This is a genomic window from Micrococcaceae bacterium Sec5.1, assembly GCA_039636795.1.
GTDB lineage: Bacteria > Actinomycetota > Actinomycetes > Actinomycetales > Micrococcaceae > Arthrobacter.
This window is the reverse complement of record CP143430.1, coordinates 3051758-3065002: the sequence shown is the minus strand read 5'-3', so window position 1 is coordinate 3065002 and position 13245 is coordinate 3051758. Positions and strand designations below refer to the sequence as shown.

Annotated in this window: 11 protein-coding genes; 7 read left to right on the top strand and 4 right to left on the bottom strand. The window is 63.1% G+C overall.

Annotated features, from left to right (window positions below; genetic code table 11):
* Positions 1-4 precede the first annotated feature (4 nt).
* Complete coding sequence (locus VUN82_13920; protein ID XAS70218.1) at positions 5-409, top strand: cupin domain-containing protein; 405 nt, start codon at positions 5-7, stop codon at positions 407-409.
* A 52-nt stretch (positions 410-461) separates the two neighbouring features.
* The gene (locus tag VUN82_13915) at positions 462-2243 is read left to right on the top strand and encodes a DUF222 domain-containing protein (GenBank protein ID XAS70217.1); all 1782 of its coding nucleotides are present in this window, start codon (positions 462-464) and stop codon (positions 2241-2243) included.
* Positions 2244-2313: 70 nt separating this feature from the next.
* Here VUN82_13915 and VUN82_13910 read toward each other — a convergent pair whose 3' ends face one another.
* Complete coding sequence (locus VUN82_13910; protein ID XAS70216.1) at positions 2314-3567, bottom strand: RNA polymerase sigma factor; 1254 nt, start codon at positions 3565-3567, stop codon at positions 2314-2316.
* An 82-nt stretch (positions 3568-3649) separates the two neighbouring features.
* On the bottom strand, positions 3650-4069 hold the full coding sequence (locus tag VUN82_13905; GenBank protein ID XAS70215.1) for a YciI family protein: 420 nt from the start codon (positions 4067-4069) through the stop codon (positions 3650-3652).
* 185 nt (positions 4070-4254) lie between these two features.
* Between VUN82_13905 and VUN82_13900 the strand changes: the two genes are divergently transcribed.
* Positions 4255-5343 carry an acyl-CoA desaturase gene (locus VUN82_13900; GenBank protein ID XAS70214.1) on the top strand — a complete coding sequence of 363 codons (1089 nt, stop codon included), beginning with the start codon at positions 4255-4257 and terminating at the stop codon, positions 5341-5343.
* Positions 5344-5489: 146 nt separating this feature from the next.
* On the opposite strand, the gene VUN82_13895 is transcribed toward VUN82_13900, so the two are convergent.
* Together VUN82_13895 and VUN82_13890 are read right to left on the bottom strand one after the other, a co-directional pair.
* Complete coding sequence (locus tag VUN82_13895) at positions 5490-6041, bottom strand: hypothetical protein (protein ID XAS70213.1); 552 nt, start codon at positions 6039-6041, stop codon at positions 5490-5492.
* A gap of 157 nt (positions 6042-6198) precedes the next feature.
* Positions 6199-7146, bottom strand: a complete 948-nt coding sequence (locus VUN82_13890) for a 5'-3' exonuclease (GenBank protein ID XAS70212.1) — start codon at positions 7144-7146, stop codon at positions 6199-6201.
* 182 nt (positions 7147-7328) lie between these two features.
* Here VUN82_13890 and VUN82_13885 point away from each other — a divergent pair, with 182 nt between their 5' ends.
* The 4 genes from VUN82_13885 (at position 7329) to VUN82_13870 (ending at position 13245) form a co-directional block, all read left to right on the top strand.
* The gene (locus tag VUN82_13885) at positions 7329-9281 is read left to right on the top strand and encodes an FAD-binding monooxygenase (protein ID XAS70211.1); all 1953 of its coding nucleotides are present in this window, start codon (positions 7329-7331) and stop codon (positions 9279-9281) included.
* Positions 9282-9386: 105 nt separating this feature from the next.
* Positions 9387-10685, top strand: a complete 1299-nt coding sequence (locus VUN82_13880; GenBank protein ID XAS70210.1) for an SWIM zinc finger family protein — start codon at positions 9387-9389, stop codon at positions 10683-10685.
* A complete protein-coding gene (locus tag VUN82_13875; GenBank protein ID XAS70209.1) occupies positions 10682-12142 on the top strand; it encodes a DUF5691 domain-containing protein in 1461 nt (486 codons plus the stop codon). The genes VUN82_13880 and VUN82_13875 overlap by 4 nt, the downstream gene beginning before the upstream one ends.
* Positions 12139-13245 carry an AAA family ATPase gene (locus VUN82_13870; protein ID XAS70208.1) on the top strand — a complete coding sequence of 369 codons (1107 nt, stop codon included), beginning with the start codon at positions 12139-12141 and terminating at the stop codon, positions 13243-13245. Before VUN82_13875 ends, VUN82_13870 begins: the two co-directional genes overlap by 4 nt.

Here is a 13245-nt window from a genome sequence, read left to right as displayed (position 1 = left end):
AACCATGGACATTACCCCCAAAACCACCAGCACCAAGGGACCGTCAGAGCTCTTCACGGGCGACGTCTATTTCGACGTCATCGCCAAGGGAGACGAGCCCTCCCGACTGCGGGTGAACATCGTCCGCTTCGCTCCGTGCGCTAGAACGGCGTGGCACACCCACGCGGTTGGACAGACCCTCCATGTGACGGACGGCGTAGGCCTGGTCCAGGCACGCGGAGGCGAGGTCATAGTGGTCCGCCAAGGTGACACCATCTACACGCCACCGGGCGAATGGCACTGGCACGGTGCTGCTCCGGAGCATTTCATGAGCCACCTCGCCATGTGGGAAACCATCGGAGCCACCGACGGTTCCGAAACTACGTGGGGCGAGCTAGTGACAGATGCGGAGTATGGCTATCCGGGCTGAGGGCTTTTAGCGGGCTTCCTAAAATGTCAGACCCCAATGAGAGGGTTTATTCATGGGAAGTATTGGGGAGATGTTGGCGCGTCGGGCAGCGATGTCTGGCGTGGCGTTGCGCCCCCGAAGAGTTCCCCGAGCAAGCCACACCGTTCCTGCCAACGAGCTGGCGGCCCATGAAAGCCCGACGGCGGTAGCCACCGATTCGGACAACCCCAGGGGCATTTGGCTGCTTCGCGGCATTGAACCAGGGCCCTTCGTCGCCCCTGGTGAAGTGGACCCTGAAATCGCTCCTGAAGTCGCCCCTGTTTCCCCGGGACCTGACGATTTCCGTGGGTTTAGCGTTTCCCACGGGCTTGACGGTGCGTTGGGAATCGAGGGTGCGCTGGCTGAAAGTGTTGAAGCGTTGGAATCTCTGCGTTCCGCGACTGTGGCCGGTGCCCTGACGTTCGGGTTTACCGAGGCCGCAGGGTTCGCCGGGCGGGTGGAGGAGATTGCCCGCACCGTGGAGTACCTGCAGGTCATCGCGGCGCATGCTGTGGAACGGACCCGCACGCAAGCGCAGCAGGCACGGCCCTCATCCGCCGCTGGGACGGGATGGCAGACAGGCTGGACCGACCCCGGAACCACACACCCCGCGGCCCCGGCCGCAGGACCAAACCCGGTTGCTTCGGCAGACGCTGCTGCGGTGGCGGATGATGGCTACCGGAACGCCGCGGAATTCCTGCGCGCGAGCCTGCGGATCAGCAAAAGCGAAGCCAACCGCCGGCTCGCCCTGGCCGCCGAGGTCCTCCCCCGGACCGGAATCGCCGGGCAGGAGATCCCGCCCCGCCGCGAAATCCTGGCCCAAGCCCTCGAAACCACACGCATACCCACCCGGTCCGCGAGCATCATCAGCGCCACCCTGGACAAAGTACGCCTCCTCACCGACGACGACACCCTCACCCGGATGGAACACGCCCTCACCGCAACAGCAGTGGAAACCGACCCGGACTTCGTCACCAAAATGGCCAAACGCTGGGTCGACTCGATCGACCAAGACGGCTCCGAACCGTCCGAGGAAGTTCTCCGCCAACTCCAAGGCGCGTTCTTCCGCCGCCGACGCCGCCACGGGCTCCACCACATCGAAATCTTCGCCACCGCCGAACAATACGAAACCCTCACCACCGCCATGAACGTCGCCACCAACCCCCGACTCACCACGGATAATAATCCCACCGGACCGGATCTCGACCGGCGTTCCCGCCCCATGAAACTCCTCGACGGACTCGTCGGAGCCTGCGCCGTCGCCATGACCACCGGGAAACTGCCAGCCAACGGCGGACTCCGACCCCAACTCACCCTCACCATCGACGAACGCGACCTCTTCGAACGACGCACCGACCATCAACGACTCAGCACCGGGACCGCGACCTTCGTCGGCCCGATGCACCCCAACACCATCCGCAAAATCGCCTGCGACGCCGATATCCTCCCCGTCCTGCTCGGCAGCGACTCCCGCGTCCTGGACATCGGCCGCACCACCCGGATCTTCCCACCGCACATCCGCAAAGCCATCACCGCCCGCGACGGCGGCTGCGCGTTCCCCGACTGCACCATGCCCGCTCCCTGGTGCGAAGCCCACCACATCACCTACTGGTCACACGGCGGCACCACAGGAACCGAGAACGGCACCCTGCTCTGCAGCCACCACCACGGCGTCATCCACAAAGAACAGTGGCGGATCGACATGACCACCGGCGTGCCCTGGTTCACCCCACCACCACACATCGACCCCAAACAAACCCCCCCGACGCAACCACCACCACACACCCCTCAGAACATAAGAGTGCCATCGCGCTAAATTGCGCCTCACGACGACCAGACGCGGAGTGCAGCCGAGGTGTACCCATTCGCGCGGCCCGTTGTTGACGCTACATGAGTTCCAAGTCCTTAATCTTTCGCTCAAGGGCCAATCGTTCCGCGCCGTTTGAGCACAGCTCAAGAGCCTGGTGAAAAGCCTCGTTCGCTTCTTCAGGGCGCCCAAGCCGCGACAGCAGCTCGCCCTTGACCGCCGGCAAGAGATGCGATCCCTTGAGTTCACCCCGGGCCGCCAATCCGTCAACGAGGTCCAGTCCGGCGGCCGGGCCAGAGGCCATGGAGACGGCGACGGCATGGTTCAAATCAATGATTGGCGACGGCGTGAGTCGCCCAAGTGACTCGTACAGGACCACGATTCGCTCCCAGTCTGTGTCCTCCACCGTGCGCGCCACAGCATGGCATTCGGCAATGGAAGCCTGGAGCCCGTAGGCGCCGAGCCCACGGCCGGCATCCACCGCCGTCGAAAGTGCTGCGCGTCCGCGCCGGATTGCTGACTGATCCCACCGACGTCGATCCTGGTCTTCCAGCAGTACCGGTTGGCCAGCTGCGTCGAGCCTTGCCGGGAATCGCGCGGCTGTGAGTTCCATCAGTGCCAGCAATCCGAATGCTTCGGGTTCCGGCGCCACGCGGACCAACACCCGGGCAAGTCGACGTGCTTCACTCGCCAACTCGGTGCGCATCCAGTTTTCTCCTCCGGAAGCGTAGGCCCCCTCCGTGAAGATCAGGTAGAGGACATTCAGCACCGAACCAAGCCGCTCAGGAACCTGATCGGCCTCGGGCACTGCAAACGGGATGCGGGCAGCGGCGAGAGTCTTCTTTGCCCTGGTGATGCGCGCCTGGATGGTTGGCACCGGGACCAGGAATGCCTTGGCGATCTCATCCGTGGTCATGCCGCCCACAACGCGAAGTGTCATGGCAATCCGGGCCTCCCTGGACACCACGGGGTGGCAGGAAATGAACATCAGGGCCAGGACATCGTCATCAATGGCTTGGGGGTTGAACAGCGTATCCACACCCGCTTCTTCCTCTGTGAGATCGCGTGCCAGAAGCGCGTATTTCTCGTCCAGGGCTGCCCGCCGCCGGAAAGCATCGATGGCACGACGACGACCCGCTGTGAGGAGCCATCCCACCGGCTCGGCAGGTGCGCCATTGACAGACCACGAGACGAGGGCCTCTGCGAGTGCTTCCTGTGCGAGGTCCTCTGCCAGTGGAAAGTCCCCTGTATAGCGGGCAAGGGCGCCGACGATGCGGGCGGATTCGCTGCGCCACACCGCTTCGACGGCGGCCCTTACCTCGTTGCTGCTCACGTCAGTTGCTGCTCACGTCTGGTGCTGCTCACGTCTGGTGCTGCTCGTTGCAGGTGCTCCCCCGAAGCAATGGCCGTCCCGTCTACAGCTGTCCGGTCCGCTCGCGCCAAGCCCGCTCCTTTTGGATCCATTCGTTGTCTTGGGGGAATTCGTCGATGCTGGTGACCCGGCGGATCTCTGTCTTGCTGCCTGCGGTCATCGGAGCACGCTTGGCCCACTCGATTGCTTCCTGCTTGGAGGCGACATCCAGGATGTAGTAACCGGCAAACAGTTCCTTCGTTTCACCGTACGGGCCATCAGTGACCACCGGGGTGTCACCGGTGAAGTCGACCACGACGGTTTCCTTTGCATCGTCCAGTCCTTCAGCAGCGAGCAGCACTCCAGCCCGGATCAGTTCGTCGTTGAACTTGCCCATCGCTTCGAGGATTTCGTTGAAGTCGATGTTCTCGAACTTGGCGAACGATTCGTCGGTTGCCCGCATGATCAGCATGTACTTGGCCATTGCACTCAATCTCCTGTGTTGTGGAAGGTCGCCCTTCGACCTTCTCATTCATGGGTCGAACAGTGCGAGGCGAAATCGACAACCTCTCAAAAGAAATTTCCCGTTCCATCCAGGGCTGCCGGGCGTATCCTGAGGAACAGTGGATAAACGATGTGTTTTCCCGCCGGTAACTGGTTCGAGGCATCATGGCATCATCACGCTCTCCCGAAGACTTTTTTCCGGAACGCGGTGCCGCCGCCCGGATGGTTAACTCCTATGCAGCCCTCCTGAAGTCCGTCCGCAGTGCGGGCTTGCTGAAGCGCCGCCGGGGTTTCTACATCACGGTTTTCGTGATTCTGATGCTGGCGTGGGCCGGAACATGGAGTGGCTTTCTTCTCTTGCGGGACACGTGGTTCCAGCTCTTGATCGCGGCGGGCATGGGCGTTGTCCTCACTCAATTCGCGTTTCTCGCACATGAGGCCGCCCATCGCCAGGTGTTCAAATCCAAGAGCATGAACGAATGGTCCGCGCGCCTGATTGGCACGGGGTTGGTGGGAATCAGTTATGCGATGTGGGCCCAAAAGCATACCCGGCACCACAACTTCCCCAATGTCATCGATAAGGACCCGGATATCCACACAGGCGCCATCGCCTTCCATCCCGAGGCCGCCGCATCGCGTCGCGGCCCAATGGTGAGTGTCACCCGGAAACAGGGATGGTTGCTGTTCCCCCTGTTGTTCTTCCTCGGTGCGAGCCTGCATGTTGATTCGTTGAAGTACTTGTTACGCCAACGAAAGGCAGATCACCGCTGGGTGGAAATCCCTGTCCTTATGCTGCGCCTGCTTGTGGTGCCGGTTTTGGTGTTCTCCTTGTTGCCGCTGGGAATGGCCTTTGCCTTCCTTGGCGTCCAATTGGGCGTCTTCGGCTTTTATATGGGCGCTGCATTCGCCCCCAATCACAAAGGCATGCCCATCCTGCCAGCATCCAGCAGGGCGGATTTCCTGAACCGCCAGGTTCTTACTGCCCGGAACATTTCCGGGGGACGGTTCCTTGACGCACTTATGGGCGGACTGAACCGGCAGATCGAACACCACCTCTTCCCGGACATGCCCAGGCCTTACCTGCAGCGTGCCTCCGGAATCGTCAAGGAATGTTGCCGGGAACTGGACATCCCTTACACGGAGACTTCACTGGCAGCTTCGTACGCAATCGTCGTCAGGTACTTGAACAACGTGGGTCTCTTCGCTGGCGAACCCTTTGAATGTCCTGTCGTGGACAGGTTCAGGCCTGGATAGGGTCGCCACTGGTGACAAGGGCGTGCACGCAAAGGATCCCCCGGAGGTGTTACGAGCACTGTCCGGGGGATCCTTTGTTGCCAAGTGTAGGCGTCGTGGTTTCTTCTCTTCGCTAGCAGAGCCTCAGCGGCTCGCGGGCAGGGGCCTTAGCGGCCGCCGCCTCCGATAACTCCGGCTTCAACAGCCTTGGTGACGGCGTCAGCTTCGGCTTGTGTGAGCTTGCCGTCCGTGACGGCCTTGTCCAGCCTGGTCTTGAGGGCAGCGGCGCGCTCCTCCTGGGCCGCAGTGCGGATTTCTTGCAAGGCGGCAGTGACCTTGGATTCATCAATGCCCAGCGCAGCGGCCAGGGACTTGGCCATGGCGGCCTCCTGCGCCGTCCGGTCCGGCTTGGTTCCCTCGGTGCCTTGAGTTGGTGGAGTGGTGGGCTTATTCGCTTCTCTGAAGGCCTTCAACGCGTCGGTGACTTTGGCTTCGTCCACTCCCAACTTGGCGGCAAGGTCCGCTGCGAGTTGACCGCGGTCGGGGCCGTGGACTCCGGGCCTTCCGTGGCCCTCCGGGGGCGTGGTGGCATCGGCTGACGACGTTGCGCTCGGCGTCGGCGTCGTGGTGGCTGAAGCAACGCTGGTGACACCCAGCCCTGCACCCAGCGCCAACGCTCCGGCTGTAATGCCCAGCGTGATTCTCTTGGTCTTTGACATGGTGCCTCTCCTCAATCCGGCGCCGCTGTAACGGCTGCTGAGCCGTCCGAGCGGCCTATAACTTCCAGACAGCTTGTAACTTCCAGACGATCTGTAACACCGTCCTGTTACTACAATGAGTCGATCACCCAAGCCCACGCTGTTGTGAAGCTGTCAATCAGCTGTGAAGGTGCGGTTGGGTGTCCAAGGCCGCAAGCAATCGCTTGACCGAACCACCCAGGTTCCAGTCCGTGGCCAAGCGCTCAAGCTCAGCGCGTGCCTCACCTGTCACGGGGCGCAGCTGGGCGCCTGCCTCCTCAAGGGTGGGAACCTTCAAGTCGCGAACCACGTTTACGACCGCGGGCGCCACCTTCAGGTATCCGGCCGCTGCGGAAAGCTTGGCGCGTACGGAACTGGACAGTCCGCCGTCGGGATCCTCTGCTGCCTCCAGGAGGTCCTCCAGGGAGCCGTATTCCGCGAGCAAAGACGCGGCCGTTTTCTCGCCGATGCCGGCCACGCCCGGGAGTCCGTCGGAGGAATCGCCGCGCAGCGTGGCGTAGTCGGCGTACTGTTGCGGCAGCACGCGGTACTTTCCAACGACGACGACGTCGGTCACCACTTCGAGGTTCCTCATGCCACGGGCGGTGTAAATGACGCGGACGTCCCGATCGTCATCGACGAGCTGGAAAAGGTCCCGGTCACCCGTGACCACATCGGTTGGCAGCTGCGCCAGGCTGGCGTACGTGCCTACAACATCGTCAGCTTCATGGTCATCCATGCCCACCACAGCAATTCCCGCAAGGTCCAGCACGTGGCGGATCAGCGGGATCTGCGCTTCGAGAGGATCGGGAACGATTTCGACGTCGGGGCCCACCGGGACGATTTCTGCCACCCTGTGCGCCTTGTAGCTGGGGATCAGCTCAACCCGCCATTTCGGGCGCCAGTCATTGTCCCAGCAAGCGACCACGTGGGTCGCTTCATACTCGGTGGTGAGGCGGGCAACCATGTCCATCAGGCCACGGACGGCGTTGACTGGTGTGCCGTCGGAGCGGCGGATGGAGTCCGGAATGCCGTAGAAGGCGCGGAAATACAAGGAGGCAGTGTCCAGGAGCATGAGTCGAGGCATACCTGATCCTGACACGTCCTGCCCGGAATCACCGTGAACCTGAGCTAAACCTCGTCGGTGGGCTGGGCAAAGACTTGATCCGCACTGTGAGCCGCATTACGATAATGTGAGCGATAATAGAACAACGTGTTCAACTATAGAACATCAGATAATTTCGACCCACAAAGAAGTGAGGAAAGCCCGTGCAGTTCCACCACCACGGTTACGTATCCGGTGACCCTCGAGTCGAGCCGGCCGCCGGCGTCGGAATCAACCGCCCGGCCGAGCTTCCCGATGAAGTTGATGTTCTTATCGTGGGCACCGGTCCTGCGGGGATGCTGACTGCGGCGCAACTGGCCCAGTTCCCGGATATCACCACACGTATTATTGAGCGCCGGCCCGGGCGTCTGGCGATCGGCCAGGCCGACGGCATTCAGGCCCGCAGCGTCGAGACTTTCCAGGCTTTCGGGTTTGCCGAGCGGATCATTGCCGAGGCATACCGCATCACCGAAATGGCGTTCTGGAAGCCGGACCCCGCTGACCACTCGCGCATCGTCCGGGCTGCCCGGGCAGTGGATGACCCCACAGGTATCAGCGAGTTCCCGCACCTGATCGTGAACCAGGCCCGCGTGCTGGATTACTTCGCGGAGTTCATGGCCAACTCCCCCACGCGTATGAAGCCTGACTATGGCTACGAGTTCCACGGCCTGAAGGTCACCGGCGAGGGTGACTACCCGGTGGAGGTGACCCTCGGTTACACCTCCGGGGCCAACGAGGGTAAGGAGCGCACCATCCGGGCTAAGTACGTCGTCGGTGCGGACGGGGCACGCAGCAAGGTCCGCGAGTCCATCGGATGCCATCTGGCAGGTGACCAGGCAAACCATGCCTGGGGGGTCATGGACGTCCTGGCCATCACGGACTTCCCGGACATCCGCACCAAATGTGCTATCCAATCCGGTGCCGGCGGCAGCATCCTGCTGATCCCCCGCGAGGGCGGCCACCTGTTCCGCATGTACGTGGACCTCGGCGAGGTAAAACTGGAGGATCACGGCGCCGTGCGGAAAACGACCATCGAGCAGATCATCCAGAAAGCCAACGACATCCTCCACCCGTACACTCTGGATGTCCGCAACGTCGCCTGGCACAGCGTTTACGAGGTAGGCCACCGGCTCACAGACAGGTTCGACGACGTCCTGCCGGAGGAACGCGGCACGCGCACGCCACGTGTCTTCATCACCGGCGATGCCTGCCACACGCACAGCGCTAAGGCCGGGCAGGGAATGAACGTTTCCATGCAGGACGGCTTCAACATCGGCTGGAAGCTCGGGCACGTCCTGGAAGGCCGCAGCCCCGAAAGCCTGCTGGATACTTACTCGGCTGAGCGCCAGGTGGTCGCGAAGAACCTCATCGACTTCGACAAGCAATGGTCCACCCTGATGGCCAAGAAGCCCGAAGAGTTCGAAGACCCGGCGGAGCTGGAGACTTTCTACACCAGCACGGCCGAGTTCCCTGCAGGCTTCATGACTCAGTACGCTCCGTCCATGCTCGTGGCCGAAGCGAAACACCAAGAGTTGGCCACCGGTTTCCCGATTGGCAAACGCTTCAAGTCTGCCCCGGTCCTGCGGGTCTGCGACACGAACCCGATGCACCTCGGCCACCATGCCAAGGCAGACGGGCGCTGGCGCATCTACGTCTTTGCCGACGCCGCCCCTGCAGGCGCCCCGGGACCCGTCGCGGACCTCGCTGAGTGGATTGCGAACTCGCCGGATTCACCGCTGGCCGCGACGCCGTCGGACGCTGACCGTGACGCCTGGTTCGATGTGAAGGTGATCTACCAACAGGACCACACCAACGTAGACATCAATGCCGTCCCCACGGCGTTCAAGCCGACCGTTGGACCGTTCAAGCTCACCTACCTGGAGAAGGTCTTCGGGACGGACCCCGCCAACGACATTTTCGATATGCGCGGCCTCAGCCGCGACGGTGTGGTTGTGGTGGTTCGTCCCGACCAATACGTCGCGAACGTGCTCCCACTGACAGCCACCGCGGAACTCGGTGAGTTCTTCGCCACCGTGCATTCCGGGACCACTGTGCATTCCGGGCAGCGGGAAAAGTCGACCACAACGGACGCCGATCTGGTCAGCCACCAGGCGTAACGACGGAGGCAGCTGCCGGGAGCCGGGCAAGGCTCCCGGCAGCAAATCGCCGCGCTGTCGCGGTCCTCTCCCAAAGCGTCGCAGGTGTCAGGCAGAATAGCCCTCATGGGGCGTTGGAGCGAAGAGAGAGTCATCAACGCCGCCCCCGACGAATCGTCTTTGGCAGCGGCACGAAAACTGGCACGTCCCGGCCCGTGGTCGGACTCAGGGAGCAACGACGTCCTGGTTTGGGGCAAATGCCAAGGCAGCGGGAAAACGCCCTATCAAGTGAGCGTGGACATCGTCGCCCCTGCCTACCGATGCTCATGTCCGAGCCGCAAATTTCCCTGCAAACACGCCCTGGCACTGCTTCTTCTGTGGGCACGGGGTGAGGCTGCAGAGGCTTCGGCCGAGACGGCGGACTTCGCGCAGGAATGGGCAGGCCAGCGCGCAGAACGTGCCACCGCCAAGGACCGCAGGAAGTCAGGGGAGGCATCGGATCCCGAAGCGCAGGCGAAGCGGCTCGCCGAGCGACAAGCACTCATGGATGCAGGAATCGCAGACTTCGCCCGCTGGCTCACCGACCTGATCCGGACCGGGCTTGCCGCCGCCCGCAGCCAGCCCTATTCCTGGTGGGATGGTGTGGCGGCCCGATTGGTCGACTCCCAGTTGCCCGGCCTTGCCGAACAAGTGCGGACCATGGCTTCGGAGGTCCACGGCAGGACCGACTGGGCAGACCACCTGTTGCTTCATGCAGGCCGCTGGTGGGCGCTGACCAAAGCCTGGGCCGCACGGGACACGCTGTCCGCCGAGGAATTTGCAGACGTTAAAGCAGCCGTCGGTTGGGCCACTGCATCGGCCGACGTCAACGATACCGAGGCGCTCCCCGGCCCATGGCTGGTACTGGGAGCCCATCGAAGCGACGACGGCCGGCTCCAACAGCAGCGGACCTGGCTCCGGGGTCCCGATGGCACGGTGGTGGTCATCCTGGATTTTGCCGGGCAAGGCCAAGGGCTCGCGACACCTCAACTCGCGGGCGCCCTGTTGGACGTCACGGTTGCCCGCTACCCCGGCTCCCCGCCGCAACGCGCGATGTTCACCAGTGCCGTTGCATCACAAGGACTGGCCACCAGCCTCGGTCCTGGCTGCACCATCGCCCAAGCCCTCGAGCAGCAGTCAGCCGCTGTTGCCCGCTCACCGTGGCGCGACCGTCAGCCGGTACTGTTGGCCGGCGTCACCATCCTGCCGGAGGACCATGGTTGGCTGCTTGACGGTAACGACAACGCTCTTCCCTTGATGGATGCTCCCCTCGATTCGCTGCTGGCGCTGACGGGCGGGCACCCGGTGGATGTTTTCGGCGAACTGGAGGATGGCCGCCTGCGGCCGCTGACCGTCGTCGTCGATGACGCGGTGGTGACTCCATGACGTGGTTGGACGAGCTGACATGGTTGGACGGGTTACGCACTGCCGCACTCGTAGGAACAGGGAGGCATTCCGCGCCGTCTCCGCCAGCTGGACTGGGTGTGCGCCCTCCCGAAGGATTGTCCCGTGAGGAAGAGGTGCTGGACCAGGCCGCCATGGCGGATGTCGTCATCCGCGCGTCCCGCAGACCCGCCCAAGCGCCCGCCGCCACTCTGCCGCTGCCGGCGTCGCCTGATACGGAGCCGCAGGCCGCTGGAGAAGCTGCCCGGCTGCTGGAACTCCTGCTCACTCAACCGCCGGTCGGACTGGAGTTGAGGAACCAGTTGGTAGTGGACTGGCTTCAGCTGGCAGAAGAATCACGACGCCGGGTCCCGCACCGACTGCTTCCGGCGATGTTCGCGTTGGCCGAAACTAAAGCAGCTGTCTTCAAGCGCTTGGAGCCAGCCATCGGAACCCGCGGCCGCTGGCTTCAAAGTCTCTCAAAAACATCAGTTCCGAAGCCGGCCGATGAAGGGGCAGAGCTGGGGAGCGAAGACGCCAGGGCGGACCTTGAACGCCTCCGAAGCACTGACCCTGCAGCTGCACGTAAGAGGCTGGCGACGCACTGGGATGACCTAAGCGCCCGGGAACGCGCACATCAACTGGCCCTGTTGGCCACGAACATGGGCAGCGACGACGAAGAGCTGTTGGAACGCGCCTTGGACGACAAAGCGAAGAGTGTGCGCGAGGTGGCAACCGGATTGTTGGACCGACTCCCTGGCAGTCTCCGAGCCGGGCGCATGTCTGCCCGGCTGCTTCCCCTGCTGCATTTGAAGGGGCTGTTGAACAAGCGGATCGACATCGATCTTCCGCCAGACCCGGATGAGCAAGCTGTACGCGACGGCATCCCGTCCAACCAACGCAGTGGTGAACCTGACAGACTGGCGCGATTGGACATCATCATCAGGGGTGCACCGCTTGAGGTCTGGACATCCGTGTCCGGCCGCGGCCCGGCCTCAACTGTGGAACTCCTGAAACCCGAGCCCCGGGTCCTGGATGGCCTCATCACAGCTGCTGTGAGCCGGAAAGACCTCGAGTGGATCCGCGCGCTGCTGACCGTCCGGACCGACGTGCGGCTGCTGGGTTGCCTGCCTGCTGGTGAGCGTGAGCAATGGCTGGAAGGGTACATCCGCAATGGCATTGACCAGCCCCTGACCTTGGTTCCGCTGTTACGGGATCTGCACCAGCCGTGGGGGTTGGGGTTGGCTGATGCGCTGCTCGGGCTGATTGCCGGCAAGAACGGTGGCCAATTGGCGGCCATGCTGGCGCAGGTGCTGCCAACCGCGCTGCCGCCGGAGGCCGCCGAGCAATGCCGACGCCTTCTGGAGCGTTCAGACGAGGACCCTGCCCGGCGTCGGGTGCTCCGCGACGCTGTTCAATACCAAGCATTCCGACAATCCCTCACGGAGGCCTTCCAATGACAGATGCCCCATACGGAACCGATGTTCTCCGGGCCCACGCCGAAAATGCGTACGCCGATGAACTCAGTGTGTTGGCGGCGGTTGACGACCGGCCCCGGCCACCCAGTTGGCGCCTCTCACCATGGGCGGTCACCACCTACATCCTGGGCGGAACCCTACCCAATGGCGCTGAGATCACGCCGAAATACCTGGGTCAGGAGCGTTTGGTGGAAATCGCTGTGGCATCCCTTGCTACGGACCGGGCCCTGCTGCTCCTGGGCGTGCCGGGAACTGCGAAGACCTGGCTTGGCGAGCACCTGGCCGCGGCTATTTCGGGCGCGTCCACGCTGGTGGTCCAGGGCACGGCGGGAACACCCGAAGAAGCATTGCGGTACGGGTGGAACTATGCACGACTACTCGCCGAAGGTCCCTCGAGGGCAGCCATGGTTCCGGGACCTGTGATGCGTGCAATGGAGGCCGGCAGCCTGGTGCGCGTGGAAGAACTGACGCGCATCCCCTCTGACGTCCAGGATTCCCTCATCACCATCCTCAGCGAGAAGACTCTGCCCATCCCCGAACTCAATGAGGAAGTGCAGGCCCGCAAGGGGTTCAATGTGATCGCCACCGCGAACAACCGCGACAAAGGCGTCAACGAGCTCTCCTCGGCTCTCCGCCGGCGGTTCAACACAGTTGTCCTGCCGCTTCCGGACACTATCGATCAGGAGGTGGAGATCGTGACAACACGTGTGCGCAGCTTGGGCGAGGCGCTGGAGCTTCCGGCAGACTTGGCGGCCCTCTCCGAAATCCGCAGGGTTGTCACCGTCATGCGTGAACTGCGTTCCGGGGTCACCCAGGATCAACGCACCACCATCAAATCCCCGTCGGCCACTCTGTCCACGGCGGAGGCCATTTCCGTGATGACCAACGGGCTGTCCCTCGCTGCGCACTTCGGCGACGGAACGGTCCGGGCCGATGACGTTGCGGCGAGCTTGGTGGGCGCAGTGATCAAGGATCCTGTACAAGACAGGGTGATTTGGCAGGAGTACCTGGAGACGGTGGTGCGGAACCGACCCGAGTGGAAGGACCTCTATCGGGCCTGCCGTGACCTCGAGTCGACGACCTAG

Excerpts from the sequence above, each read along its gene's own strand:
- VUN82_13920 (XAS70218.1), top strand. The coding sequence starts at position 5 with ATGGACATTACCCCCAAAACCACCAGCACCAAGGGACCGTCAGAGCTC.
- VUN82_13915 (XAS70217.1), top strand. The coding sequence starts at position 462 with ATGGGAAGTATTGGGGAGATGTTGGCGCGTCGGGCAGCGATGTCTGGC.
- VUN82_13905 (XAS70215.1), bottom strand. The coding sequence starts at position 4,069 with ATGGCCAAGTACATGCTGATCATGCGGGCAACCGACGAATCGTTCGCC.
- VUN82_13900 (XAS70214.1), top strand. The coding sequence starts at position 4,255 with ATGGCATCATCACGCTCTCCCGAAGACTTTTTTCCGGAACGCGGTGCC.
- VUN82_13895 (XAS70213.1), bottom strand. The coding sequence starts at position 6,041 with ATGTCAAAGACCAAGAGAATCACGCTGGGCATTACAGCCGGAGCGTTG.
- VUN82_13890 (XAS70212.1), bottom strand. The coding sequence starts at position 7,146 with ATGCCTCGACTCATGCTCCTGGACACTGCCTCCTTGTATTTCCGCGCC.
- VUN82_13880 (XAS70210.1), top strand. The coding sequence starts at position 9,387 with ATGGGGCGTTGGAGCGAAGAGAGAGTCATCAACGCCGCCCCCGACGAA.
- VUN82_13875 (XAS70209.1), top strand. The coding sequence starts at position 10,682 with ATGACGTGGTTGGACGAGCTGACATGGTTGGACGGGTTACGCACTGCC.
- VUN82_13870 (XAS70208.1), top strand. The coding sequence starts at position 12,139 with ATGACAGATGCCCCATACGGAACCGATGTTCTCCGGGCCCACGCCGAA.